Annotated in this window: 23 protein-coding genes and 1 pseudogene; 10 read left to right on the top strand and 14 right to left on the bottom strand. The window is 69.8% G+C overall.

The window, feature by feature from the left end; genetic code table 11:
* Positions 1 to 90: 90 nt before the first annotated feature.
* Together ACNFOC_RS06440 and ACNFOC_RS06435 are read right to left on the bottom strand one after the other, a co-directional pair.
* Complete coding sequence (locus ACNFOC_RS06440; RefSeq protein ID WP_416957510.1) at positions 91 to 876, bottom strand: IclR family transcriptional regulator; 786 nt, start codon at positions 874 to 876, stop codon at positions 91 to 93.
* Positions 877 to 966: 90 nt separating this feature from the next.
* Positions 967 to 2,694: a serine/threonine-protein kinase gene (locus ACNFOC_RS06435; RefSeq protein ID WP_416957576.1), complete on the bottom strand. Its 1,728-nt coding sequence runs from the start codon at positions 2,692 to 2,694 to the stop codon at positions 967 to 969.
* Between the two features lie 245 nt (positions 2,695 to 2,939).
* Between ACNFOC_RS06435 and ACNFOC_RS06430 the strand changes: the two genes are divergently transcribed.
* Positions 2,940 to 4,085, top strand: a complete 1,146-nt coding sequence (locus ACNFOC_RS06430; protein WP_416957508.1) for an FHA domain-containing protein — start codon at positions 2,940 to 2,942, stop codon at positions 4,083 to 4,085.
* A 54-nt stretch (positions 4,086 to 4,139) separates the two neighbouring features.
* Here the strand turns inward: ACNFOC_RS06430 and ACNFOC_RS06425 are convergent, their stop codons facing one another.
* On the bottom strand, positions 4,140 to 5,999 hold the full coding sequence (locus tag ACNFOC_RS06425) for a M1 family aminopeptidase (protein WP_416957506.1): 1,860 nt from the start codon (positions 5,997 to 5,999) through the stop codon (positions 4,140 to 4,142).
* A 292-nt stretch (positions 6,000 to 6,291) separates the two neighbouring features.
* Between ACNFOC_RS06425 and ACNFOC_RS06420 the strand changes: the two genes are divergently transcribed.
* Genes ACNFOC_RS06420 through ppk2 form a run of 3 tightly spaced genes read left to right on the top strand, consistent with a single transcriptional unit; the run spans position 6,292 to position 8,648 of the window.
* A complete protein-coding gene (locus ACNFOC_RS06420; RefSeq protein ID WP_416957504.1) occupies positions 6,292 to 7,446 on the top strand; it encodes an inorganic phosphate transporter in 1,155 nt (384 codons plus the stop codon).
* Between the two features lie 17 nt (positions 7,447 to 7,463).
* Entirely contained in the window at positions 7,464 to 7,697 is a 234-nt protein-coding gene (locus ACNFOC_RS06415; protein ID WP_019062951.1) for a hypothetical protein, read from the top strand.
* 60 nt (positions 7,698 to 7,757) lie between these two features.
* Entirely contained in the window at positions 7,758 to 8,648 is an 891-nt protein-coding gene (ppk2, locus tag ACNFOC_RS06410) for a polyphosphate kinase 2 (protein WP_416957502.1), read from the top strand.
* A 21-nt stretch (positions 8,649 to 8,669) separates the two neighbouring features.
* Here ppk2 and ACNFOC_RS06405 read toward each other — a convergent pair whose 3' ends face one another.
* Complete coding sequence (locus tag ACNFOC_RS06405) at positions 8,670 to 9,056, bottom strand: luciferase domain-containing protein (protein ID WP_327400211.1); 387 nt, start codon at positions 9,054 to 9,056, stop codon at positions 8,670 to 8,672.
* Between the two features lie 116 nt (positions 9,057 to 9,172).
* Positions 9,173 to 9,925: an SDR family NAD(P)-dependent oxidoreductase gene (locus ACNFOC_RS06400; protein ID WP_416957500.1), complete on the bottom strand. Its 753-nt coding sequence runs from the start codon at positions 9,923 to 9,925 to the stop codon at positions 9,173 to 9,175.
* A 145-nt stretch (positions 9,926 to 10,070) separates the two neighbouring features.
* Between ACNFOC_RS06400 and ACNFOC_RS06395 the strand changes: the two genes are divergently transcribed.
* Positions 10,071 to 10,661, top strand: coding sequence for a TetR/AcrR family transcriptional regulator (locus ACNFOC_RS06395; RefSeq protein WP_366094903.1), 591 nt, complete (start codon positions 10,071 to 10,073; stop codon positions 10,659 to 10,661).
* A gap of 62 nt (positions 10,662 to 10,723) precedes the next feature.
* Here the strand turns inward: ACNFOC_RS06395 and ACNFOC_RS06390 are convergent, their stop codons facing one another.
* Positions 10,724 to 12,010 (bottom strand): aspartate aminotransferase type Ic, encoded by a 1,287-nt coding sequence (locus tag ACNFOC_RS06390; RefSeq protein ID WP_416957497.1) that lies wholly within the window; start codon positions 12,008 to 12,010, stop codon positions 10,724 to 10,726.
* 166 nt (positions 12,011 to 12,176) lie between these two features.
* Between ACNFOC_RS06390 and ACNFOC_RS06385 the strand changes: the two genes are divergently transcribed.
* Together ACNFOC_RS06385 and ACNFOC_RS06380 are read left to right on the top strand one after the other, a co-directional pair.
* On the top strand, positions 12,177 to 13,655 hold the full coding sequence (locus tag ACNFOC_RS06385; RefSeq protein ID WP_416957495.1) for an AlkA N-terminal domain-containing protein: 1,479 nt from the start codon (positions 12,177 to 12,179) through the stop codon (positions 13,653 to 13,655).
* A gap of 16 nt (positions 13,656 to 13,671) precedes the next feature.
* The gene (locus ACNFOC_RS06380; protein WP_416957493.1) at positions 13,672 to 14,157 is read left to right on the top strand and encodes a methylated-DNA--[protein]-cysteine S-methyltransferase; all 486 of its coding nucleotides are present in this window, start codon (positions 13,672 to 13,674) and stop codon (positions 14,155 to 14,157) included.
* 30 nt (positions 14,158 to 14,187) lie between these two features.
* Here ACNFOC_RS06380 and ACNFOC_RS06375 read toward each other — a convergent pair whose 3' ends face one another.
* Together ACNFOC_RS06375 and ACNFOC_RS06370 are read right to left on the bottom strand one after the other, a co-directional pair.
* Entirely contained in the window at positions 14,188 to 14,820 is a 633-nt protein-coding gene (locus ACNFOC_RS06375) for a response regulator (protein ID WP_416957491.1), read from the bottom strand.
* A complete protein-coding gene (locus ACNFOC_RS06370) occupies positions 14,817 to 16,028 on the bottom strand; it encodes a sensor histidine kinase (RefSeq protein ID WP_416957489.1) in 1,212 nt (403 codons plus the stop codon). Before ACNFOC_RS06370 ends, ACNFOC_RS06375 begins: the two co-directional genes overlap by 4 nt.
* A gap of 299 nt (positions 16,029 to 16,327) precedes the next feature.
* Here ACNFOC_RS06370 and ACNFOC_RS06365 point away from each other — a divergent pair, with 299 nt between their 5' ends.
* Positions 16,328 to 17,098 carry a class I SAM-dependent DNA methyltransferase gene (locus tag ACNFOC_RS06365; protein ID WP_416957487.1) on the top strand — a complete coding sequence of 257 codons (771 nt, stop codon included), beginning with the start codon at positions 16,328 to 16,330 and terminating at the stop codon, positions 17,096 to 17,098.
* Here ACNFOC_RS06365 and ACNFOC_RS06360 read toward each other — a convergent pair.
* The 4 genes and pseudogenes from ACNFOC_RS06360 to ACNFOC_RS06345 all read right to left on the bottom strand — a co-directional run.
* Positions 17,088 to 17,456: pseudogene (locus ACNFOC_RS06360) on the bottom strand (Sir2 family NAD-dependent protein deacetylase); the annotation flags it as partial. The gene ACNFOC_RS06365 and the pseudogene ACNFOC_RS06360 sit on opposite strands and share 11 nt — an antisense overlap.
* Positions 17,457 to 17,552: 96 nt before the next feature.
* Entirely contained in the window at positions 17,553 to 17,864 is a 312-nt protein-coding gene (locus tag ACNFOC_RS06355) for a hypothetical protein (protein WP_416957485.1), read from the bottom strand.
* Complete coding sequence (locus tag ACNFOC_RS06350) at positions 17,864 to 19,252, bottom strand: hypothetical protein (RefSeq protein ID WP_416957484.1); 1,389 nt, start codon at positions 19,250 to 19,252, stop codon at positions 17,864 to 17,866. Before ACNFOC_RS06350 ends, ACNFOC_RS06355 begins: the two co-directional genes overlap by 1 nt.
* Entirely contained in the window at positions 19,249 to 19,695 is a 447-nt protein-coding gene (locus ACNFOC_RS06345) for a hypothetical protein (RefSeq protein WP_416957482.1), read from the bottom strand. Before ACNFOC_RS06345 ends, ACNFOC_RS06350 begins: the two co-directional genes overlap by 4 nt.
* A 266-nt stretch (positions 19,696 to 19,961) precedes the next feature.
* On the opposite strand from ACNFOC_RS06345, the gene ACNFOC_RS06340 reads away from it, so the two are divergent.
* Positions 19,962 to 20,726, top strand: coding sequence for a DeoR/GlpR family DNA-binding transcription regulator (locus ACNFOC_RS06340; RefSeq protein WP_416957480.1), 765 nt, complete (start codon positions 19,962 to 19,964; stop codon positions 20,724 to 20,726).
* On the opposite strand, the gene ACNFOC_RS06335 is transcribed toward ACNFOC_RS06340, so the two are convergent.
* Positions 20,723 to 21,460: an SIR2 family NAD-dependent protein deacylase gene (locus ACNFOC_RS06335; protein ID WP_416957478.1), complete on the bottom strand. Its 738-nt coding sequence runs from the start codon at positions 21,458 to 21,460 to the stop codon at positions 20,723 to 20,725. The two genes, ACNFOC_RS06340 and ACNFOC_RS06335, sit on opposite strands and share 4 nt — an antisense overlap.
* 224 nt (positions 21,461 to 21,684) lie before the next feature.
* A complete protein-coding gene (locus ACNFOC_RS06330) occupies positions 21,685 to 23,079 on the bottom strand; it encodes a HEAT repeat domain-containing protein (protein ID WP_416957476.1) in 1,395 nt (464 codons plus the stop codon).
* A gap of 354 nt (positions 23,080 to 23,433) precedes the next feature.
* Here ACNFOC_RS06330 and ACNFOC_RS06325 point away from each other — a divergent pair, with 354 nt between their 5' ends.
* Entirely contained in the window at positions 23,434 to 23,850 is a 417-nt protein-coding gene (locus ACNFOC_RS06325; RefSeq protein ID WP_416957474.1) for a hypothetical protein, read from the top strand.
* Positions 23,851 to 24,089 lie beyond the last annotated feature (239 nt).

The raw sequence follows: 24,089 nt of genomic DNA, 5'->3' as shown, positions 1-24,089 counted from the left end.
GAAACAGCTCCGCGATACGAGACAAATGGTGGAGCTGGAAATCCCCACCCGTCAAGAGCCCGCCGTGTTAACTCGCCGTGCGCTCAGCGCTCAGCCGCGTTTCACGTACCCGCGGCGCCAGGAGATCTTCGCGGCGGCCGCCAGCACCTGTTCCGCGAGACCGGGAACAGTGTCCTCGTTGATGCGGAAGGTCGGCCCCGACAGGGTCACGGCCGCGATGACCTTGCCGTCCAGGGCGCGGACCGGGGCGGCGATGACGGCCAGCCCGATCTCGTGCTCCTCGCTGGTGGTGGCGTAGCCCCGCTCACGGATCGTCTCCAGCGCCGCCGCGAGGGGCGCCGGGTCGACGAGGGTGTGCGGGGTGTACTTCTCGACCCCGCGCGCGAGGATCTCCGCGACCTGGCCGGGGGACATGTGCGCCATGAAGAGCTTGCCCGCCCCGGTGGCGTGCATCGGGGTGCGCCTGCCGACCCAGTCGATGCTCGTGATCGCCGCCGCGCCGATCGCCTGGTCGATGCTGATCACGTCGTGCCCGTCGTGGATCGCCACGTTCACGGTGTCACCGACGGCCGCGGCCAGTTCCTGGCAGACGGGACGGCTCAGCAGGGAGAGATCGTTCACGGTGCTTGCTCCGGCCGCGAGTTCGACCATCGTGTACCCGATGCGGTACCGCCCGCGCTCGGTGTCCTGCTCGACCAGACCCCGTGACTCCAGGGTCGCCAGCAGCCGGAACACGGTCGACTTGTGGACACCCAGCTCCTCGGCGATCTCGGTCACACCGCTGGGCCCCCGCGTGGCCAGCACCTGGAGGATCGACACCGCCCGGTCGACGGACTGCACCGAGTGATCGCGCGGGCGGCTTCCGTTGCTGGTCATGGCGGAAGGGTAATCGAGCGGAATGGACCGCCCGCGAGCCCGGTGAGCCGCTGCCGGAAGCGACTGTGGGGCCGTCCGCCGGCTCGACGGTCAGGTCGTCTTCCAGAGGGTCAGCTCGGTGACGTAGTCGCGTGCCGTGTAGCCGGACGCGTCCTTCTGGACGACGACGTCCGTGATCTTGAGCATGGCCAGGTTCTTCTCATCGGTGACGGTGCACAGCAGTGTGCCTTTGGTCAGTTCCTTGCCCTGGTCGGCGTCGGCGAGTTGGGAGGGCAGCGCGTTCGCCGCCGCGCCCTCGGCGCACTGCTCCGGGGTGGGGCCCGCGCTCTTCCCCGTGGTCGTCACGAGGTTCAGCGTGTGGGCGGTGCCCCACTCCGCGTACTGCAACTCGGCTCCGGTCGTCGAGCTGGAGGCGTGGGTGTCGATCCGCGGTGCGTCCAGGTCGACGTTGGTGTACGAGCTGCGGCCCGTCGTGAACTGGGCGCGCAGGGTCAGCGGCTTGTCCTTGAAGACCACGGTGTAGCCGCCGGCTGTCGAACTCGTGGAGGGTGACGCGGTGGTGCCGGTGGGCGCCGACGAGGCGGTCTGCCCGGTGCCGCCCTTCGCGCCGGTGTCCTTGTCGTCGTCACGGGTGAAGACCCAGGCCGCCGCCGCTACGACCACCACGGCCAGCGCGGCGGCGCCGACCGCCAGCGGCGTCCGGCCGCGGGCCGGAGCCGTGGCCGAGGGCGGTGCCCCGGGCGGGAACGAGGGCGCCGGGCCGGAGGCGGGCTGCGGCGGGCGCGTCGGGGCGTGCTGCGTCGGCTGGGCGGACCCCGGCGTGTGGGTGGGCGTATACCCGTCGGGCGACGGGGAGTTGGGCGGCACGGCAGGGCGGGACCCGCTGCCGGGCGGCACGGTCGTCGCGCCCGCCGCGCCTGCGGAGTCGCCCGGACCCGTGGTCACGCCGGCATCCCCAGAGGCACCCGCGGGATCCCCTCCACCCTCCAACGCCCGCTGCTCGCCCGCGAGTTGCTCCTGTCGGGCGATGTCGTCCGCAACGGCCTCCGGCAGCCAGCCGGTGAAGTCCCGCAACGGCCGCTCGGTCAACTCCTCGCACAGGGCGGCCAGTTCGGAAGGGGAGGGCCGGGCGGCGGGGTCGGCCGCCAGGGTACGTTCGAGAACCGTGCGCAGCGGTTCGGGATACGACGTCAGGTCCGGCGGGCGGAACTCGGTGTTGGCGATCTTCGTGGCCAGCGTGATGGCCCCGGAGTCGCCGTACGGATGGCGGCCGGTCGCGGCCACGGCGGCGATCAGGCCGAGGGAGAAGACGTCGGCGGCCGGGGTCTGCTCCTGGCCGTTCGCGTGCTCCGGCGACATGAACTGCGGGGTGCCGATCAGCCCGCCGCTGCGCGTGAGCTGGGTGGCGTCGGCGGCCCGCGCGATGCCGAAGTCGATGATCCAGGGGCCGTCGGAGCCGATGAGGATGTTGCTCGGCTTCATGTCCCGGTGGATCACGCCGGCCTTGTGCACGGCGTGCAGCGCCTCCGCCGCGCAGCCCGTCAACTGGAGCACCGTGGGCAGCGGGAGCGTCCCGTGCAGGGTGAGGACCCGGTCCAGGGCGAGGCCGGGGACGTAGACGGTGGCGAGCCAGGGCTGTGGCCCGGTGGTGTCGTGGTCGACGACCGGGACGATGTGGTAGCCCTGCACCCGGCGGGCGGAGGTCGCCTCCTGCTCGAAGCGGCGGCGGAACTCCTCGTCCTGGGCGTACTCCCGGCGGATCACCTTGAGGGCGACCGGCTGGTTGCCGCGCGTGCGCGACAGGTAGACGGAACCCATGCCGCCCTCGCCGATGCGGGCGAGCAGCCGGTAACCGGCCACGTCCCGTGGGTCGTCGGGGCCCAGAGGTCTCAAGTGGCCACCGTTTTCAGCACTGTTCAAGATGTACAGCCCCCCTCGCCAGGCGTGTGATCGTACCGGCGCAAGCCGGTCATCGGAAGTATTCGAGGGGATCAAGGAAAATGGGCGAAGATCGAGGAGAATCAAGGCAGTTGGCAGGTTCCGTCGGACTGTGAGGCGTGCGCATGGAACATCATCTGGCCCCTTCGGCGGAGGGCGCCGACTATCTGCTGGAACTCTCCAACGTCGTACGCCAGACCGACATCGGCCCCCGGGGACCGCGCTCGCTGCACCGACTGGCGCTTGTTCTGAGGGCGTTGACGGATCTGACCGGGGACCCGGACGTCTCCGTCTACCTGGTCGCCGACACCAGTCTGCTGGGCGGGCACCGGGAGTTCGGCGATCCGGCCGAGGTCCGCAGGCTGCGCCGATGGGTCGCCGACGGGCTGGTCGAGGAGGTCGACGACGCCGACGAGCGGATCCTGGATCTGGCGCGGATGACCGGCACCCGGGTCGTCACCGGCGACCAGTACGTCGACCATCGCGTCGAACACCCGTGGATCCAGGGGAACACCTGGCAGTTCCTCAGACCCGAACCCCGCCCCGACGGATCCGTCGCCCTCGTGCCCATGGACATGGGCGTGCGCACGGAGGCCGAGATCTCCTACCGCATGGAACTCGCGGCCCTCAAGAAGCAGGGCCTGCTCGGTCCGGCCCGCACCCCGCTGACCCAGGTCATCATGCGCAACTGGCGCTGCCCGGAACCCCGTTGCACGCTCTACGACGTCCACCGGGGCGACCGCGTCCTGCTGCCCCGCATGCGGCGCTCCGTCCCCACCTGCGAACTGCACGGCATCCCGCTGACCGACGAGGGGCCGAGGCTTGCCGCCGCCCAGCTCAAGGTCGTCATCGACCGCGTCTGCGTGGCCCGTTACACCCTCGACGAGGGTTCCGAGGCATACGTCGGCCGGCTGCCGGGACCGGCGGGCATCGCCCTGCACAGTCTGCTGTCGCCGGAGGTCGCCGCGCAGGTCAGCCGCCGGCATGTGGCGGTCTCCGCGCGCGGCGGGACGGTCCTGGTCCGTGACGTCAGCACGTACGGGACACGGATGCGCGGGGCCGGCCGCAGGGGCGTGCCCGGACCGTGGGAGACGCTGCCGCCGGAGAGCGACCGGTCGTTCCGCCCCGGCGACGAGGTCGAACTCGCCCCCGGTGTCGTCCTCACCCGCAGCGGCCGGCGTTTCCCCGCCGAACTCGCCGACGCCTGGCGGACCGAGGCCGGCGGGATCGTCGTACCGCCGACCGCGGCGGCGCCTACGCGACGGGTGTGACCACAAGGGGAGTTGGCGGTGCGATCCCCGACCGCACCGCCAACTCCCCTTCCGTCAGCCGATGATGCGGTGCGTCGTCCAGAACGACGTCAGGTCCGTGGTCGTCGCGGCCTGCGCCGCCGCCTTGAACTCGGCGGTGGTCGAGACGCCGTACCAGTGCGAAGTGGCGTAGTCCTTCAGGAGTTTGGTCATCGCGGTGTCACCGAGGGTGCGGCGCAGGTCGTGCAGGGCGCACTTGCCGTAGCCGTAGACGACGGTGGAGTAGCGGGACGAGTGGGTGTCCCAGTAGGCCATCGAGTTGGTGATGTTCTCCGCCGTGGAGGCCCAGGAGACGTTGTTCCAGCAGTTGGTGCCGGTCAGGCCCTGGGCCAGGTCGGTGGCGTAGTCGGTGAACGACTCGTCCAGCCAGGGGCTGTTGTACTCGTCGTCGCCGACGATGCCGTAGAACCACTGGTGGCCGATCTCATGGGTGAGGGCCGTGGTGCTGACCAGGTCGAGGACGAAGCCGGGGTACTCCATGCCGCCGAACCAGAAGTTGTTGTCGATGACGGCGTCCAACTCGCCGTACGGGTAGGCGCCGAAGCGTCCCGCGTGGGCGTCGACCGCCGACTTGGCGGTGGTGAGCATCGACTGGGCGTTGGCCGAACTGATGCCGGTGACCGAGTAGATGTTGATCGGGGTGCCCGCCGTCGACGTACCCGAGATCTTGGTGAACGGGCCCGCCGCCCACGCGAAGTCACGGACCTTGGACGCCGTGGCCGTGGTCACCGTACGGCCGCTGGTGCCGGGGGTGTCGACCGAGGCGCCGGTGGCCGGGACCAGCAGGGTGGTCGGGTGGTCCAGGGTCACCTTGAAGTCGGCGGCCAGGGAGTAGAAGGACTCGCCGTTGTTCGTGTACGGGTCCAGGTGCCAGCCCGAGCCGTCCTTGATCGCGAGGACCGGCAGCGCGTTGCCGATCATGCTGAACGCGCCGTCGTAGCCGAACCGGTCGGCGCCGCTGGGGACGGTGATCCCCAAGTCGAAGCCGATCGTGGTCGATTGACCCTGCGCGAGCGGGGTCGGGAGCGCGATCTGGAGGGCCGTGCAGCCGACCGAGAGGGCGCCCGCCGTACCGCCGGTGACGTTGCTGACCGCGATCGGCATCGCCGAGCAGGTGCCGTGGTAGTTGTCCCACAGCCGCAGGTACACCTCGGTGAGCGGGGTCGCCGAGGCGTTGGTGAAGGTCGTGCTCTCGTGGCCGGTCCAGACCGTGCCGGCGGTGTTGCTGCTCAGGCTCACGGTGTACGCCGGGGCGGCCGGCGTACGGGTCGAGTCGGCCGGCGGAGCGGTGTCGCCCGAGGTGTTGAGGGCGATGTCGTCCAGGACGAAGCTCGTCTGGAGGCTGGAGTCCTCGACGCCGCTGAAGGCGAGGCTCACGGTCTGGCCCGCGAACGACGACACGTCGAACGACTTCTGGACGTACCCGGTGGCCTTGTTCAGGTTCGAGTACGTCGCCAGCGTCGTGCTGCCGATCTTCGCCGTGAGCTTGTCGTACGCGGTGGACGAGGTCGTCTCGGCGGTGTCGATGTGCAGCCAGAAGGTGAGCGTGGCACTGGCGCAGCCCGACGGGATCGTGACGCTCTGGCTCAGGCTGTCGGTGTGCGTGCCGCCGGTGCCGTCCAGCCAGGCGAAGCTGCTGCCGGCGTGGGCGGTCTGGCCGGTGCGGCTGGTGATCACGGTGGTCGAGGACTGGGTCCAGGACGAAGTGCCGCTCTCGAAGCCGCCGTTGGTGACCACCTGCGCCGGGGCGCAGGCGGCGGCGAGCGGGGCGGCCGCCGGCGCGGCGGCGGCTGGGGTGACGGGGAGCGAAAGCGCGGCCACCGCGGCGACGGCGAAGACGCCGGCTGCGAGAGCCTTGTGGGGGGTCGATCTCACACGGAACTCCTTTTACGGCGGCCGGGATTCCGGCCTGCTCGGTGGTCGCCGGGCCGGACTGGGTGTTCCGGTGGGCGGCCGTGGGAACGCGCGTAGCTGTTGCGTGATCGCGGGGGAAGCTTCGCAGATTTGACCGGGCCATGCCATAAAAAGAAGGAAGTGTGTGCGTGCGGTGGAGGAAGGGGTGCGCGAGGGGCGGAGAGGGGCGTGTGCACGGCGGCGTTGCACGGGCCATGCCGCGATTTGGCCTCCGGTTGGCCGAATGTACGCCTTCGATTGCTTCCATCGAACGATGGACCACATCACGTTCCTCGTGGCGGTCGTCATCGTCACGGCCTTGGCCTTCGACTTCACCAACGGATTCCACGACACCGCCAACGCGATGGCGACGTCCATCGCCACCGGGGCGCTGAAGCCCAAAACGGCGGTCCTGATCAGTGGGGCCCTCAACCTCGTCGGCGCCTTCCTGTCCACGGAGGTCGCCAAGACGATCTCCGGCGGCATCGTCGACGACACCCTGGTCTCGCCAGGGATGATCTTCGCGGGGCTCGTCGGGGCGATCCTCTGGAACCTCCTGACCTGGTTGCTGGGACTGCCGTCCAGTTCCTCGCACGCCCTGTTCGGCGGCCTGATCGGCGCCGTCTGGGTCGGCGCGGGCTCCAACGGCGTCCACTTCGACAAGGTTGTCGAGAAGATCCTGATCCCCGCGGTGGCCTCCCCGCTGGTGGCCGGGATCGCCGCTCTCCTCGCCACCTACCTCGCCTACAAGATCACCGCCCGGGCCCGCAAGGACTCGGTCACCAAGGGCTTCCGGCTCGGCCAGATCGCCTCGGCCTCCCTGGTCTCCCTCGCACACGGCACGAACGACGCCCAGAAGACGATGGGCGTCATCACCCTGACCCTGATCTCGGTGGGCGCGCTCGGCCACGACGCCGGTCCGCCGGTGTGGGTCATCACCGCGGCGGGACTCGCGATCGGCCTGGGCACCTACATCGGCGGATGGCGCATCATCCGCACGATGGGCAAGGGCCTCACCGACATCCAGTCCCCGCAGGGCTTCGCGGCCGAGGCCGCCTCCACGACCGTCATCCTCACCTCCGCCCACCTGGGCTTCGCGCTCTCCACCACCCAGGTCTGCTCCGGCGGCATCCTGGGCGCGGGTCTCGGCCGACGCCTGGCCGAGGTGCGCTGGGGCACGGCCGGCCGCATGGTCATCGCCTGGCTGGTCACCCTGCCGGCCGCCGCTCTGGTCGGCGGCCTCTCCGCGACCGTCGTCAAGCACGGCGGCAACCTCGGTACGGCCCTGATCGCGCTGATCGCCGCCGCCGTGGCCCTGTTCATCGTGATCGCCTCGCGCCGCAACCCCGTGCACGCGGACAACGTGAACGAGACCCACGAGGTCACCATCCGCAGCGAGGCGTCCGCAGACGTCCGTACGGCCGCCTGAGCCAAGGGAGTTGAGCAATGAGTGTGGACTGGAACTCGCTCGGCGAGGTCTTCGCGGTGAGTGTCGGCGTGACCGTCGGCGTGGTCGTCGTCTTCGCGCTGGGCATCCTCGGCCTCGCCCGGGTCGAGGCCGCCCGCGAGGTGGACGGCGGCACGCACGCCCTCGGTTTGACGCAGGCGGGGTTGTGCTTTCTCGCCTGTGCGGCTGTCGTGGCATACGGCATCTATCTGATCGTGCCGCAGTTCCACTGAGCGCGACGGATCACCACCGATCACCTCTGAGCAACTGAACCCCCTTGAGAGGAGGCCGGGATGACCGAACTGCTGACCGGGCTGCGGGTCGACTACACCGACGCCGACGACCCGGTACTGGTGCGGCCCGACGGCAGCACGGTGGACACCTGGCGGGAGAACTACCCGTACGAACAGCGCATGGAGCGCAAGGAGTACGACTGGCACAAGCGGCTCCAGCAGATAGAACTGCTGAAACTGCAACGCTGGATCAAGGAGACCGGACGCCGGCTCGTCATCGTCTGCGAGGGGCGTGACGCGGCCGGCAAGGGCGGCACGATCAAGCGGTTCACCGAGCACCTGAATCCGCGCGGCGCCCGCGTGGTGGCCCTGGAGAAGCCGAGCGAGCGCGAGAGCGGGCAGTGGTACTTCCAGCGCTACGTCCAGCATCTGCCGACCGCCGGCGAGATCGTGCTGTTCGACCGGTCCTGGTACAACCGGGCGGGCGTGGAGCGCGTGATGGGGTTCTGCTCGGACGACGAGTACCGCCGTTTCATGCGCCAGGCCCCGCTGTTCGAGCGGATGCTGGCGGACGACGGCATCGACCTGATCAAGTTCTGGTTCTCCGTCTCACAGGGTGAACAGCGCACCCGTTTCACAATCCGCCAGGTGGATCCCGTACGGCAGTGGAAGCTCAGCCCGATGGATCTGGCCTCGCTGGACCGCTGGGACGACTACACCGCCGCCAAGGTCGCGATGTTCCGGGAGACCGACACCGAGCACGCGCCCTGGACCGTGGTGAAGAGCAACGACAAGAAGCGGGCCCGGGTCGAGGCCATGCGCAGCGTGCTGGCCCGCTTCGACTACGCCGACAAGGACGAGGAGGTAGTCGGCAGCCCCGATCCGCGCATCGTCGGCGCGGCGGCGAACCTGCTGGAGGAGGGCGAGGACGACACGGCGGCGGTGTTCTGAGACCAGGGCCGGGATCGGGTCCTAGTCGCCGTCGCGTGGCACGAGGGTCACCCGGTGGAAGTTGCAGCCGGTCGCGGGCGGGCTCCCGGACGGGGGCCCGCCCGCGTGTGCCTTGAGGGCGACGCTGACCAGGCTCAGCAGTAGGTCGACGTCCGTCTCGCAGTCCAGGTGGACGGTCACCCAGCGGGAGCCCGGGATGATCCGGATCGCGGTCGACTCGCTGAGATCGTGGTGGAACCGGAGGATGGCCCCGACCGTGAGATGCAGGTCCACATCGTGGTCGGAGTGGAAGTGCACGATCTCGCTGTGGGCGGACCGCAGCGCCCGCCCCGTGCCGCAACTGGCCGGGACCGCGCTGAGGTCGCGCCAGCCTTCCAGTCGCTGCATGGCTCGCTCGGCCAGGGTCATGTGCCCATCGTGGACTGTGCACCGCTTCGCAACCAGAGGTTGAGCGATTTGTAACCGGGGCGTGAGGTACCGCACATCGGGAGGGAGGCCGGTGTGCGTGGATATCAGACGTTCGGTCAGACCTGGAGCTGCCCGCCGTCGACGAAGTGCTCGGCACCGGTGATGAACGAACTCTCAGGTCCGGCAAGGAAAGCGGCCAGCGCCGCGACCTCCTCGGGGCGGCCCATGCGTTGCAGCGGTAGCTGCGAGGCCAGCGCGCTGTGGAGATCCTCGGTGCTCCGGCCGAACTTTTCGGCGAGGCCTTCGATCGCGGGTGTGGCGATGGGGCCGGGCGTGATGACGTTGACGCGCACGCCGCGTGGGGCGAGTTCCGCGGCCCAGGTCCGGCCAAGGCTGCGTACGGCCGCCTTGGACGCGGCGTAGACGCCCATCCTGTCGACGCCTTGGTGGATGGTGGTGGACCCGAGAAGGATCACCGACGCGGGCCGGGCGAGCAGAGGCAGCGACTTCTGCACGGTCAGCAGGCTGCCCTTGGTGTTCACACCGAAGACGTAGTCGAACTGTTCCTCCGTCACGTCCGTGAGCAGAGCCCCGTCGCCCAGGCCGGCGTTGGCCACGACGGCGTCGAGCCGCCGTCCGTCGCCGCGGACGACGTCCATGACCCGGTCGAGGTCGGCCGCCCGCGAGACGTCGCACGGTACGGCGACCGCGTCGGGGCCGATCTCCTCGGCCGCGGCTTTGAGTTCGTCCTTGCGCCGGCCGGTCAGGTAGACGCGGGCGCCGTCATCCGCGAAGCGCTGTGCGATCGCCCGACCGATACCGCTGGAGGCACCGGTGACCAGGGCTGTCTTTCCGTCCATGGGGCGCATGGCACCCATCCTTTCGAGATCACTGTGTCGTGCACGCTGCTCGTGGCTGTGGCGCGACGTGGCGGGCGGCCACTCGTTCTTGACCGCCTCGTCCAGAACGTAGCCCGTTCTGGACGAGGCGGTCAAGAATGGATATCGTGGAGCCATGGCAAGACCCCGGAGCTTCGACGAAGGCGAGGTGCTGCGCGCCGCCAGGGACCAGTTCTGGTCCATCGGTTACGCAGCCGCGAGAGTGGACGACATCGCCGCGGCCACCGGGCTGGGCAAGGGCAGCCTCTACGGCGCCTTCGGCGACAAGCGCCAACTGTTCCTGCGCACCTTCGACGACCACTGCGCCGAACTGGTCGACGCCGTACGCCGCGCGCTCGACGGCCCGGACGCCGGTGCCCTTGAACGGCTGCGCGCGCATGTACTGGCGGTGGCGGACGCCACCGCTTCGGACGTCTGCCGGCGAGGCTGCCTGCTCGCCAAGGGCACCGCCGAGCTCTCCGGGCAGGATCCGGCCGTCGAGGCGACGGCCCGCCGGACCTTCGCCGCCATCGAGGAACTGCTCACTTCCTGCGTCGCGGGAGCCCAGCGGGCGGGCGACATCAAGCAGGACGAGGACCCCGCTCGACTGGCCGGACTCCTACTGGCTGTGCTGCGCGGGATCGAGGCGCTGGGCAAGGGCGGAAGCAGCCCCGACTCGCTGCGCTCGATCGCCGAAACCGCCTTGGCCGTCCTGCCCCGGCCGTAGAACGCCTGCGGTCAGGTCCTGACCCGTCCGGTCCGGACCTGACCCAAGAATCCTCCGTCGGGTCAACTCGCCTCAGCCACCAGCTTTTCGTAGCCCACCAGCCGTACGCAGGTGGCCACCCCTTCGATGATCTCCTCGATCTCGGAGAGGTCCGGGAAGGAGGGGGCGATCCGGATCGTCCGGTCCCTCGGGTCGTCGCGGTACGGATGGGTGGCGCCCGCCGGAGTCAGGGCGAGCCCGGCGTCCGCCGCGCGGCGCACCACCTCGCGGGCGCACCCGTCGGGCACGTCGAGGGTGATGAAGTAGCCGCCCTTGGGCGTGGACCAGTCGGCGAGACCGGTGCCGCCGAGCCGCTCGCCGAGGATGCGCAGCACGGTGTCGAACTTCGGCCGCAGCAGCTCACGGTGCTTGCGCATGTGATCGCGCACCCCGTCGGCGTCGCGCAGGAACATCGCGTGCCGCAGCTGGTTGATCTTGTCCGGGCCGATGGAGCGCTTGGCGCTGTAACCGCGCAGCCAGGCCACGTTGGCCGGGGACGAGCCGAAGAACGCCACGCCCGCACCGGCCAGGGTGATCTTCGAGGTGGACCCGAAGACGAAGGCCCGGTCCGGGTGCCCGCTGTCGGCACAGGCGCCCAGCAGGTCGGCGATCTCCACCTCCTCGTCGGTGAGGTGGTGCACGGCGTAGGCGTTGTCCCAGAAGATCCGGAAGTCGGGCGCGGCCGTCGGCATGGCGGCGAGTCGCCGTACGGTCTCGTCGCTGTAGCAAGTCCCGTCCGGATTGCTGTACTTGGGCACGCACCAGATGCCCTTCACGGCCGGGTCCTCGGCGACCAGCCGCTCCACCACGTCCATGTCGGGGCCCTCGGCGGTCATCGGCACCGGGATCATCTCGATGCCGAAGCGCTCGCACAGCGCGAAGTGCCGGTCGTACCCGGGGACCGGGCACAGGAACGCGACCCGCTCCTCGTCCGCCCAGCGGCGCGCGGCCCCGGGGAGCGTGCCGAGCAGCGCGTGCACGAGGCAGTCGTGCATCAGCTCCAGGCTGGAGTTGCCCACGGCGAGCAGCTGCCCGGCCGGCACCTGGAGGAACCCGGCGAAGATCTGCCGGAGCTCCAACAGCCCGTCCGCGCCACCGTAGTTGCGGCAGTCCGTGCCGTCGGCGGAGGTGTAGCGGTCGGCGGGCAGCGAGAGCAGCCCGGCGGCCAGGTCGAGCTGGCGGGCGGAGGGCTTGCCGCGGGTCAGGTCGAGCGACAGCTTCTTCGTGAGGAGGACTTCGTAGTCGCTCCGGGCCGCGTCGAGACGGGCCGGGAGGGAATCGGCGCTGTGCGCAGGTGCGGGAGGGGTCACGGAGGTCGACGCTACAAAGCCGGGGGTCACACCACAAACGCGTAACCCTGCTCGTCCCCCCTGCGCCTCCCGCGGAAGCGCGGTGACCTGGGAGGGGACCAGGCCATGCGAGGTCGACGTCGGATTCCCGCCAGCCCCGGCCCGCCCCGTACCGGATGCTGGACGTATGCAGAACGGGATGCACACCGACACGGAGCGCTGTGTGCGCGCGGTCCAGTCCAAGGACGCGCGCTTCGACGGCTGGTTCTTCACGGCCGTCCTGACCACCCGCATCTACTGCCGGCCCAGCTGCCCGGTCGTCCCGCCCAAGCCGGAGAACATGACGTTCTACCCGAGCGCGGCGGCCTGCCAGCAGGCGGGTTTCCGGGCCTGCAAGCGCTGCCGCCCGGACACCAGCCCCGGCTCCCCGGAGTGGAACCAGCGGGCCGACCTCGTGGCCCGCGCGATGCGCCTGATCGCCGACGGAACCGTGGACCGCGAGGGCGTCCCCGGCCTCGCCGCCCGCCTCGGCTACAGCACCCGGCAGATCGAACGCCAGCTCCTCGCCGAACTCGGCGCCGGCCCCCTCGCGCTGGCCCGCGCCCAACGCGCCCAGACGGCACGGCTGTTGATCGAGACGACCGCGCTCCCGATGGCGGAGATCGCCTTCGCCGCCGGCTTCTCCTCGATCCGCACCTTCAACGACACCGTGCGCGACGTCTTCGCCCTCTCCCCGAGCGAGTTGCGCAACAGGCGCCCGAAGACGACGGTGTTGACCCCCGGCACGCTCACGCTCCGCCTGCCGTTCCGCGCCCCCCTCAACCCCGACAACCTCTTCGGCCACCTGGCGGCGACCGCCGTACCGGGCGTGGAGGAGTGGCGAGCCGGCGCGTACCGCCGGACCCTCCGCCTCGCCTACGGCCACGGCATCGCGTCCCTGACTCCCAAGTCCGACCACATCGCCTGCCGCCTCACCCTCAGCGACCTGCGCGACCTGCCGGTGGCCATCAGCCGCTGCCGCCGCATGCTCGACCTGGACGCCGATCCGGTCGCGGTGGACGACCAGTTGCGTACGGATCCGGTCCTGGCGCCGCTGGTGGACAAGGCGCCGGGCCGACGCGTGCCGCGCACGGTCGACGAGGCGGAGTTCGCCGTACGGGCCGTCCTCGGCCAACAGGTCTCCACGGCGGCGGCCCGCACCCACGCCGCCCGCCTGGTCACCGCGCACGGCGAACCGGTCGACGACCCCGAGGGCGGCCTGACCCACCTCTTCCCGTCCCCCGAGGCGCTGGCGGCGGTGGACCCGGAATCACTGGCGATGCCCCGCACCCGCCGTACGACGTTCACCACCCTGGTGGGTCAACTGGCCGACGGCACGCTCCACTTGGGAGTGGAGAGCGACTGGGCGGAAACCCGCGCCCAACTCCTCTCCCTCCCCGGCTTCGGCCCCTGGACGGCCGACGTCATCGCCATGCGCGCCCTCGGCGACCCCGACGCCTTCCTCCCCACCGACCTCGGAATCCGCCGCGCCGCCCAGGAGTTGGGCCTCCCGTCGACCCCGGCCGCCCTCACCGCACGCGCGGCGGCCTGGCGACCCTGGCGGGCGTACGCGGTCCAGTACCTATGGGCGACGGACAGCCACCCGATCAACTTCCTGCCCGTGTAAGGGGATTGCAGCCGCCATGAAGCACCACACGGTGATCGACAGCTCGTACGGCCCGCTCACCCTCGTCGCCGACGAGGACGGCGCCCTCTGTGGCCTCTACATGGCCGACCAGCGCCACCGCCCCCCGGAGGAGAACTTCGGCACCCCCGACGACACCCCCTTCGCCGAGGCGACCGCCCAACTACAGGCGTACTTCACGGGCGAGTTGAAGGAGTTCACCCTCCAACTCCGCCTGCACGGCACCCCGTTCCAGCAAACTGTCTGGGACCAGCTCCGCCGCATCCCCTACGGCGAGACCCGCTCCTACGGCGACCTCGCCGACGCCCTCGGCAACCCGGGCGCCTCCCGCGCGGTGGGCCTCGCCAACGGCAAGAACCCCGTCGGGATCATCGTCCCCTGCCACCGCGTCGTCGGCGCGAACGGCAGCCTCACGGGCTACGGCGGCGGCCTCGACCGCAAGCAGCGGCTGCTGGACTTCGAGAGCGGGGCGGCGCTTTTCTAGTGCCTTCGGCGATTCCGGTGCCGGGGGGTGTCATGACAGCAACCGCCGCTCCTTGGCGACGGCCACCGCACCGGACCGCGTCTCCACCCCCAACTTGCCGTAGATCCGCCCGAGATGGGTCTTGACCGTCGCCTCGCTGATGAAGAGGGCTCGGGCGATCTCCCGGTTGCCCAGGCCGCGGGCCAGCTGGCCGAGGATCTCGCGCTCGCGCTCGGACAGGGTGGGGTGCGGGCTGCGCATCCGCGCCATGAGGCGGTCGGCCACCGGTGCCGAGAGCGCCGTACGACCGGATGCGGCGCTGTGGATCGCGGTGAACAGTTCCTCGGGGCGTTCGGCCTTGAGGAGGTAGCCCGTGGCGCCCGCCTCGACGGCGCGGGTGATGTCGGCGTCGGTGTCGAACATGGTGAGGACGAGGACACGCGGGCCCGCACCGGCGGTCAGTTTCCTGGTGGCCGTCACGCCGTCCATGCCGTCGCCGAGTTGGAGGTCCATCAGCACCACGTCGGGACGGACGCGGGCGGCCATGGCGATGGCCTCCTCGCCGCTGCCCGCCTCACCGACCACCTCGATGCCGTCGGCGCTGGACAGCAGCGCGCGCAGTCCGGCCCGTACGACGGCGTGGTCGTCGCACAGCAGCAGACGTACGGGTACGGGTGTGCTCACAGGACGGGCTCCTCACGGGAATCACGGACGCCGGGGTCGACATGGTCGCCAGGGACGACAGGTACGGCGACCGTTACGACCGTGCCCTCGCCGGGGGCCGACTCCACGCTCAGCGTGCCACCCGACTGCTGTGCCCGGATCCGCATCGCGGGCAGCCCGTGGCCGCGCACCCGGCCGGGCGCGGACACCGGGGGAGAACTGCCGTCGAAACCACGGCCGTTGTCGGCGACGTCGAGGGAGATCTGGTCGTCCAGGCAGGTCAGGGTCAACGCGGCCCGGGTGGCGGCCGCGTGCTCGCGCACGTTGGCCAACGCGCCCTGGGCGATGCGCAACAGCGCCGCCGCGGCCCGCTCGGGCAGTGGGCCCGGATCGCCGTCGAGCCGGAACTCCACCGTCAGGCCCGGACCGCTCTCCCGCTCGGCGAGCGCACCCAGCGCGGCCGGCAGGGAGTGGTCGACGAGGTCGGCCGGTGCCAGGTCGTGGACGAACCGGCGCGCCTCGGCGAGGCCGCGGGAGGTGATCGCGGCGGCCTCGAGCACATGCCCGTGGGCCGCCTCCGGATCCGTCCGCCACACACGCTCGGCGGCCTGCAACAACATCTGCTGGCTGGACAGGCCCTGCGCGACGGTGTCGTGGATCTCCGCGGCCAGCCGCTGCCGTTCCGCCAGGACACCGGCCCGCCGCTCGGTCGCGGCGAGGTCGCGGCGGGTGCGGACCAGGTCGTCGATCAGGACGCGCTGCCGGGCCGCCTGCCGCTGCAACTGCACCAGTACGGCGGTGGCGACCGCCGCGAGGGCCGGCGGGGCGACGACCATGTTGGGGTTGAGCGTGCCGTCCGCCACCCGTATCTCGGAGGCGACGACGAGCGCGGTGAGTACGGCGGCCAGCGGCACCGCGAACCGCGGGGGCAGCGCGTACAGGCCGGCGAACAGCAGGGGCATCGCGCACCAGGTGGCACTCGGCGCGAGGGCGAGCAGCACGGTCCAGACGACGGACACCGAACCCAGCCAGGCCAGATGACGCGGGGTGGGCGCGGAACCCGGGCGGGGCGCCGGGGCCAGGAACTGCCCGAGGACGTACAGCAGACAGAAGACCGCGTACAGCGCCACCACCCAGCCGGTGCGCGCCCCGCCCTGGTCGCGGGTCAGGAAGCGCACGAACGAGGAGCCGAGCAGCAGGAAGAACGCGGCGTGCACCACCGCGGGCAACAGGCGTTCGTCCGGATCGATGTGCCCCGGCCTCCGCTGTTCCGCGGGCCCCGTACTCCGCCGTTCCTCGTGTCCTGTCCTTCCTCGTTCCTTGTGTCGCGTCCGCCGTTGTGCCGTGTGTTCCATCCTCCGTGTCTAACGCGACGGACGGGACGGCGCATCAACCGATCGGCTGACATCCGGATCACTCGAACCGCGCCCGGATCACCGCCCCTTGACCGAGCCGGACACCCGGCCCCCGCACCGAGGCTGGCATCAACACCCGCCACCCACCCCGGAATTCGGAAAGGCGACGATCCGTGCCCACCAAGAACCTCACCGCCAACCGCGCCGCCCTCGGCCACCGCATCGCCTACGCCCTGCGCCACCCCGGCCGCGTGCCCCGCCACCTGGCCCGGGCCACCCGGGACGCCTGGCTGCGCCACCGCCACCCGGACCACGTCTCCTACTACCGCGCCGTGATGCGCTCCGACACCCGGGCCGATCCGGACGCGGCGGTCGGCAGCGCGAGCCGCGAACGCTGGCTGGCCCTGGGCGCGATGCAGTTCGACTACCTCCTCGGCCACGGTCTGCGCCCCGAGCACCGCATGCTGGAGATCGGCTGCGGAAACCTGCGTGGCGGCTGGCGCTTCATCCGCCACCTCGACCCCGGGCACTACTACGGCATCGACATCTCGCCCGACATCCTGGCCGCCGCGCAGGACACGATCGTCGACATGGGCCTCCAGAAGCGCCTCCCCACCCTCACCCCCGTACACGACCTGACCCTGCGCTTCCTGCCCGACGCGCACTTCGACGTCGTCCACGCGCACAGCGTGTTCTCGCACTCACCGCTCCCGGTCATCGAGGAGTGCCTGGCCAACGTCGGCCGCGTCCTGGCGCCGGGCGGCTGGTTCGACTTCACCTTCGACCGCACGGAGGGCGAGGAACACCACGTCCTGCGCGAGGACTTCTACTACCGCACCGAGACCCTCGTCGCGCTGGCCGCCCAACACGGCCTGAAAGCCCACTTCATGGAGGACTGGGAACAACTCCCGCACGGCCAGTCCAAACTCCGGGTCACCCGCTGAGCCCGTCCACCAGTCGCGGCAACGCCGTCCCGATCGGCTCCCGTACGACCTCGTCGGCACGGTCGTCGTACGGAGTCGCCTCGGCGTTGACGATGACCAGCCGGGCCCCGTGATCGGCGGCGACACCGGCGAGCCCGGCGGCGGGCTGGACCTGGAGGCTGCTCCCTACGGCGATGAACACCTGGCAGGCCTTGGTGATGGCGACGGCCTCACCGAGGACGACGGGGTCGAGCCGCTCACCGAAGAAGACGGTCGCGGACTTCAGGATCCCGCCGCACTCCAGACAGGCGGGATCGTCTTCCCCGGCCTCGACGCGGGCGAGGGCGTCCGCCATCGGCCCGCGCGCATGGCATCCGGTGACCTTCTGAGTTTGATCATTGAACAGGACAGGGGAACCTCTGCTCCCAAGGCATCGATGGATCTAGCACAAAGGAGCGTTCGGAGCACTCGGGGCCTAACCGCCCGTCACCCATCGGATCACTGCGATCACACCCAACAACGCGGCCGGGCCGACCCACCACCATCCCATGATCCGTCGCACCGGTGGCAGTACCCACAGCACCGCCGTAGCACCGGCAGCACCGATGGTGAGGACGCAGGAGAGAACGATGCCGGCGTACGCATCGTCGTCCCATGAGCCCGATGGACGGATGGTCAGCGCCGTCCAGCAGAAATACGCGGCGACGAGGGTGAGCAGGGTCAGTGGTACCGCGAGGACCAGGCGGAGGCAGCCGCGGTCGTCGTTCGGCAGAGCGGGTTGGGTCATCAGCGCAGTGCGTTCCTTGCGTCGGCCAGGTTGTTCGTGAAGCCACGCCCGTAGGCCTGGGCGTCGTCGGTCTGCCAGTACGGGCCGCCGTTGTAGCGCGCGGCGAGTTCTTGGTACTGGGCCGGGGTCATCTCCTCGGCCGGTACGCCGGCGAACTCGCTCTCCGCTTTGAGTTGGGCCAGGTACTCCGAGGCGATGAAGATGTTCTGCGCAGGGTCTTGGAGAGACTCCTCCACCATGCTGCGCTGCTGGTCGGTGAGGTGGTCGGGATCGTAGCCGAGGACCTCGGCGCCGCGTCGCACCTGGATGGCAATGGGCCCCATCGAGGTGTTGTCGGGATCGCCGCCGAGACGCCACGGGAGGCTCTCGGGGGCGATCGGGCTGAGCGGGGAATCGGCCTGTTCGCGGATCGTGTCGGTGATGTCGTCCAGGATGCCGGGCTGTCCGCCGATCTCCTGCCAGGCGATACCGGCGACCATGTCCGGCGGGAGCCCCGAGTTCTGTGCCGCCGCCTTGATGACGTCCTTGTTCGCCGCGATCCAGTCGGTGCGCTCCTGGCCGTTGGCGGGCGGGTCCCAGTAACTGTCCTTTGCTCCAGGAAGGTTGGCGACCCGGAGGCGGATGTCGCGGAGGGTCGGCGAGACGATGTCGTTCCCGGCCATGGGGTAGTAGTCCTGCTTGGGGCCGCTGCCGGGCAGATGGGTCAGCGGATTCGTGCGCGCCTCGGCCGCCTCTCGCCGCAAGTCAGCGATCGCCGAGACGATATCGACGCGTTGGATGAAGCCCATGCGGAAGTCCGGCAGCAGGTCGTACGCCTGCTTGAGCTGGTGGACACAGAGCTCTCGTGCCTCTTGCTCGGTGGTCTTCGCCAGATGGAAGTCGCCACCTGCGGCGTCGTGCAGCCGGTTCGCGTCGTCGCGGATGTCGTCGACATCCATGGTGAGTTCGGCGAAGAAGTCCATGACGCCGGTGGTGGCCCGCATGTCCTCCCACTGGCGCATCGGCTCGGCCTCCTGGGCTTCGCGGGTGATGGCCGTGCCCTTGGTGTGGATCAGGTTCGCGAGGTTCTGCTCATTCGCCTTGCCGTTGGAGTAGTGCGCCTTGGCGACCTCCAGTGCGAACGCGTAGTCGCTCAGGGCGCTGGCGGCCTTGGTGTAGCCCTCGGCGAGCCGCGTGAGCAGTTTGCGTGCCTCGGTGAGTCGGGCTTCGTAGTGCTGGCTGCCTTCGCTCTTCCACTGGGTGTGCTTCTCGGCCCGCTCGGCGGACGGATCGACCGCCACGAGCATGTCGTGCAGGCGCTTGAACTCGGCTGCGTTCCGCTCGATGAGGGGCGGGTTGCACCCCTCCAGATATTCGACGTCCTTGCGGTGGCTGATTCCGCTGCTCATCGTGCCTCCGGCGCGACGTACTGGCCGTAGCGCAAGACGTCGTCGAGGAAATGCTGCGCTGTGCCGTCGTCGATCTTCACGAAGTCGCTGCCTGCTGTTCGCAGGCGAGTGGAGAGTGCCGCGAAGAGAGCGACCGCGTCCAGGTACTGGTCATCCGCGAACCCTGCGAACCGGGCCACCTGCGTGGCCACGTCCTGGTGGGCCCTGGGCTCCCGGGCCATGGTGGTGAGTTCTGCGTCCGGCCGGCCCTCCTGGAGGAAGCCCGCTATCTCAATCAGCAAGTTCGCGTTGCCGTTGATCGAGTCAGTCTTGGCCACCAGGGATCCTGCGGCCGGAGCCACGGAGCCGCCACCATCCGCAGGCAGCTGGTCGATCTGCATGCCCGTCGGCCGACGCGCCAGGGCATCAGCCTTCAACTGAGCCCACTCCTCCTCGAAAGACAACTCCGTTCCCCCTCCAGCTCGTTGTCTCGAACAGCCAGTCGATCATGCCATTGGGAGGGGCTTTGCCGAAACCTCGTCACTTCTTTGCGGACTGGGATCGAGACCTTCCGCCCGAGCGTGCGGGATTCGTGTGAGGTCCGTCGCCTGCGGGCAACGTGTACAGGTTGCCCGCACATCACGTTCTCGTACGGGGACCTGCTTGGGTCGACTCAAAGTGCTTTGAGGGCACGGGAGTTGCATGGCGGGGCCGTGTAGTGTTTTGTCGCGTGCTGGCTGAACAACGACATCAACTCATCCTTCAGGCGTTGAGATCCGGCGGCACTGTCACCGTGACGGATCTTGCCGGTCGCCTGGAAGCCAGTGCCGCGACAGTCCGTCGTGATCTCCTCAAGCTCGAAGAGGACGGGTTGCTCACGCGTGTTCATGGCGGAGCGGTCGTCGAGGAGGACCCCGCGCCGTTCACCGAGGCCGCCGAAGCCCAGGTGGACGCGAAAGACGCCATAGCCGCCAGGGCAGCCGCGATGATCGAGGACGGCCAGTCGATCATCCTTGACTCCGGCTCGACCGTCTACCGGCTCGCCCGCCAGTTGCACGGGCGCCGGATCACTGTGATCACCAACAACCTGGCGGTGTATGAGGAACTCGTCCAGGACGAGAACGTCGAACTCATGCTGCTCGGCGGCATGGTCGTACGAGAGTCGCGCATGCTGGACGGCTTCATGGCGGAGGACAACCTTCGCCAGGTGCACGCCGACTGGCTCTTCATGGGAGCCTGCGGCGTCCGCGCGGGTGCTCAGGTCATGGACACCACGGTCGCCGAAGTGCCGGCCAGGCGTGCCATGATCGCCGCCAGCGACAAGGTGGCTCTTCTCGTGGACGACACCAAGTTCCCCGGAACCGGCATGGTGAAGATCTGCGGTCCGGAAGACCTGGATGTCGTCGTGACCAACGCGGCGTCCGGCGCTGCGGCTTGGACGGCGTTGGAGGAAGCGGGCGTGGTCGTGATGCAGGTGAGCCGCGCCAGAGCCTAGGAGGCGTCCGCCGAGCTCAGCCGACATATCAGCTTGGGAAGTGCGGAACCGATCGGCTCGCGGATGACCTCGTCGGCACGCTCGTCGTACGGAGTCGCCTCGGCGTTGACGATGACCAGCCGGGCCCCGTGATCGGCGGCGACACCGGCGAGCCCGGCGGCGGGCTGGACCTGGAGGCTGCTCCCTACGGCGATGAACACCTGGCAGGCCTTGGTGATGGCGACGGCCTCACCGAGGACGACGGGGTCGAGCCGCTCACCGAAGAAGACGGTCGCGGACTTCAGGATCCCGCCGCACTCCAGACAGGCGGGATCGTCTTCCCCGGCCTCGACGCGGGCGAGGGCGTCCGCCATCGGCCCGCGCGCATGGCATCCGGTGCACTTGAACTCCCGCGCTGTGCCGTGCAGTTCGAGAACCTTGCGGGCGGGCAGCCCGGCGAGCTGGTGCAGCCCGTCGATGTTCTGCGTGATGACCCGCACGGGCACACCGGACTTCTCCAGCTCTACGACGGCCCGGTGCGCGGCGTTGGGCTCGGCCTGGAGGGCCTGGTTCTTGCGCCGCATCTGCCAGGACCGGCGCCGGATCTCCGGGTCGCCCATGTAGTACTCGTAGGTGACGAGCTTCTCGGCCTCGGGGTCGAGCCGCCACAGGCCGTTGGGGCCGCGGTAGTCGGGGATGCCGGAGTCGGTGGAGATACCTGCGCCACTGAGGATCGCTACGAGAGGCCTGGACATGGGCCGAGGGTAGGACGCCTGCGCACTCGGAGCGAACGGATATTCGGGGGGGCTTGTCGCCTTCCGGTTGTGCCGGTCGGCGCGGAAGTCCTTGTTCAGCGCGTCGACCTGTCCTGCGCGAAGGCGACGGAATCTGCGGGCAAGGGCCCAGTCGTAGCGCGAGCCTCCGCGGTCGACAGGCACGCACCGCGCGAGCGGTGTTCGTACGGCTCCCGCCGTCCACGTCAGCGAGGGATGCCCGCTTCGTCGAGGTATCGGTGCATGGCTTCCACGGGAAGGCTCGGGTTGCCGAGCGCGTTGTAGGAGGTCACCGGGTTCCCGCAGGCTTCGAGGATGCGGTCGACCGGCAGTGCGGGGTGCCCGGCTGCCGTGGCACGTACACGATCGTGGGGGTCGGCAAGCAACCGGACCAGAATGTCGACGGGCACTTCCGGGTCCAGCCCCGCCAGCCGTCGCTTCTCCGGATCCGGGTCGTCGGCGAAGCGTCGCCCGCTTCCCGCGCGCGGGAAGTTCGGATGGCCCAGCAGGGCACCCTTGGTGACGACCTGGCAGTCCAGGTACGTCTGGAGCACCACCTCGCCATCGACGGTGGTTTGGTTCTCGCACAACAGGAGTCGTACGGGGTGGTCGTCGTCCTTCGAGAGCAGGTCGACGGCGTCGGCGGGCAGGTGCGGGCTGTAGGCGGCGCTGCGCCGTAGCAGCGTGTTGGCCGACTTGGCGCATTGGCGCAGGACATCGGGATCGGCGCAGAGACGAACCCATTCGACGGGAGTGAGCCGGTCGGAGGGGCGGATGGTGACGTCGATGGCGGTGCGTTCCGGCTCCGTCAGTTCGGGGCGTACCGATACGGCCAGCCGTACGTCGTGCGCGTCGTCGTCCGCCAGCGTTCGGACGATGTCGATGGGAACGTCGAGATTGGCCGCCAGCTCCCGCCGGTCCTGCGCGTCGGTGCTTGCCGCGAGCCGTTCGGCGGTCGCTGTGCTCATGGCGCCGGAGCTGATCACCTTCCATCTGTCGAGGCTGTCGATTCCCGCGTCGAGAAGAAGGTCCGTGCAGGCCGCGTCTTCGCGGCAGGCCTTGATCATGGCCGCCCGGCGGACTCTGTCGTCGGCGTCGTGGAGCAGACGGCTCCGGGTGTCCTCGGACAGCGAGGCCCACTCGCGGCAGGCCGCCCGGCGAAGGTCCGCGTCCTGATGGTCGGCCAGCTCGGCGATCAGGCTCGGAGCCGTGTCGCGGCAGAAGGCCGCGTTGCTGCGGACCTTCGGGTCCGGATCGGCGAGCAGGCGCCGCTGAGCGGAAAGGGGCAGCGGCGGCGTGGGGATGCGGAACCAGTTGGGTCCCATGGCCAGACCGAGGCGGACGCGGGGATCGGGATCGTCCACTAGCCTGGCGCGTTGCTCCGCCGGTACCGCGAGGTTGTCGGTGAGCAGAGCGCGCATCCTGCGGTCGGGGTGCGTGACGATGGCGTCGACCACCTCGTCCGGCAGCGCGCGCCAGGCGAGCGCGGACCAGGCCGCGTCGGCTTCCTCGCACAGCAGCCTGGTCAGGACGTCGACCGGCGCCGCGGGATTTCGCGCGATCGAAGAGATGGTCTCGCGGTGACCGCGATCTCGACACATGCTGGGCCTCCCTGGTCGCCAACGGCCGTCGTGGGCCCGCAGATTGTGCGCATGTCTCGTGTACGGGGTCAACGTCGACGATCATGAGCTGAGTACTCCGTTCGCGACGAACTGGGGGCGTCGTGCCCGACAGGCATCGCCCCGGTGTCGTAGATCACGGAGGAGGAGCACTCCTGAGGCTCGAACCCACGAAACCGGTCGTGACGCCGACCATCGTGCTCCTGGCATCGCGGTCGGGTCCGATGCGGTCCGGGTGATCCGGTTTCGCAGTGCGTCAGCCTTCCTGGGACCCACTTTCGGCCGAACCACCTCTCACAGGCATGATTCACCGAACCTCTCGCCACGATTACAGGCATGGCGACTTCGGGGGCAAGGATCGGTCGACTCGGCGGACTGGGACAGTGGTGGGGCGTCATCGCCGCCGCCCTTCTGATCGCCGCCTGGATCAACAGGGCCGCAGGACCGGTCATCGTCGCGACCCTGTCGGCGCTGGTGCTGATCTGGTGCTTCTTCCAGGCACCCGTGACCTGCGGGGCCCCTGTCAGGGGAAGGGAGGACGGCTGCCGGAACAACGCGACCGGTCTCCTCATGGGCTGCCATATCCGCCAACATCGCTGGCAGAAGCTGAAGATGCTGATTCTCCGACGTCAAGTACGCGAGTTCTGCTCCGGCCTCTTCTCGGACGGAAAGGCCGCTCTCGTCACCCTGGCCGCAATCGGCAGTTTCCTCTCCGGGCTCATAGCCTTCGTCCCGGGCGTGGCTCTCGGCTGACCCGAGTCAGACACCACGACCGGCGGCGATCATGCGCACAGCCCGTGCGCATGCCGCCCACCGCGCTCCATCCCGGGTGCGCACCACCTTGGCCGGTGGCTCCGGACAGGACGTGCCATGCCATTGATGTTGGCCAACTCACCTGGTCATCCCCGGTGTTGTAGACCTCACCTGCTCCTGCTCCTGCTCCTGCCCCGGTCGCCCAGCGTCATCCACCGCGCCCGCCCCCTGCGCTACGA

The sequence above is a fragment of the Streptomyces colwelliae genome, assembly GCF_048158785.1.
Taxonomy (GTDB): domain Bacteria; phylum Actinomycetota; class Actinomycetes; order Streptomycetales; family Streptomycetaceae; genus Streptomyces.
Note: the sequence above shows the minus strand (reverse complement) of the source record. Positions and strands in the feature narration are given on the sequence as shown.

What these genes read in the sequence shown, in the direction of transcription:
- ACNFOC_RS06440 (WP_416957510.1), bottom strand. Translation starts at nt 876, where the DNA reads ATGACCAGCAACGGAAGCCGCCCGCGCGATCACTCGGTGCAGTCCGTC.
- ACNFOC_RS06435 (WP_416957576.1), bottom strand. Translation starts at nt 2,694, where the DNA reads ATGGGTTCCGTCTACCTGTCGCGCACGCGCGGCAACCAGCCGGTCGCC.
- ACNFOC_RS06430 (WP_416957508.1), top strand. Translation starts at nt 2,940, where the DNA reads ATGGAACATCATCTGGCCCCTTCGGCGGAGGGCGCCGACTATCTGCTG.
- ACNFOC_RS06420 (WP_416957504.1), top strand. Translation starts at nt 6,292, where the DNA reads ATGGACCACATCACGTTCCTCGTGGCGGTCGTCATCGTCACGGCCTTG.
- ACNFOC_RS06415 (WP_019062951.1), top strand. Translation starts at nt 7,464, where the DNA reads ATGAGTGTGGACTGGAACTCGCTCGGCGAGGTCTTCGCGGTGAGTGTC.
- ppk2 (WP_416957502.1), top strand. Translation starts at nt 7,758, where the DNA reads ATGACCGAACTGCTGACCGGGCTGCGGGTCGACTACACCGACGCCGAC.
- ACNFOC_RS06405 (WP_327400211.1), bottom strand. Translation starts at nt 9,056, where the DNA reads ATGACCCTGGCCGAGCGAGCCATGCAGCGACTGGAAGGCTGGCGCGAC.
- ACNFOC_RS06400 (WP_416957500.1), bottom strand. Translation starts at nt 9,925, where the DNA reads ATGCGCCCCATGGACGGAAAGACAGCCCTGGTCACCGGTGCCTCCAGC.
- ACNFOC_RS06395 (WP_366094903.1), top strand. Translation starts at nt 10,071, where the DNA reads ATGGCAAGACCCCGGAGCTTCGACGAAGGCGAGGTGCTGCGCGCCGCC.
- ACNFOC_RS06385 (WP_416957495.1), top strand. Translation starts at nt 12,177, where the DNA reads ATGCAGAACGGGATGCACACCGACACGGAGCGCTGTGTGCGCGCGGTC.
- ACNFOC_RS06380 (WP_416957493.1), top strand. Translation starts at nt 13,672, where the DNA reads ATGAAGCACCACACGGTGATCGACAGCTCGTACGGCCCGCTCACCCTC.
- ACNFOC_RS06355 (WP_416957485.1), bottom strand. Translation starts at nt 17,864, where the DNA reads ATGACCCAACCCGCTCTGCCGAACGACGACCGCGGCTGCCTCCGCCTG.
- ACNFOC_RS06350 (WP_416957484.1), bottom strand. Translation starts at nt 19,252, where the DNA reads ATGAGCAGCGGAATCAGCCACCGCAAGGACGTCGAATATCTGGAGGGG.
- ACNFOC_RS06335 (WP_416957478.1), bottom strand. Translation starts at nt 21,460, where the DNA reads ATGTCCAGGCCTCTCGTAGCGATCCTCAGTGGCGCAGGTATCTCCACC.
- ACNFOC_RS06330 (WP_416957476.1), bottom strand. Translation starts at nt 23,079, where the DNA reads ATGTGTCGAGATCGCGGTCACCGCGAGACCATCTCTTCGATCGCGCGA.
- ACNFOC_RS06325 (WP_416957474.1), top strand. Translation starts at nt 23,434, where the DNA reads ATGGCGACTTCGGGGGCAAGGATCGGTCGACTCGGCGGACTGGGACAG.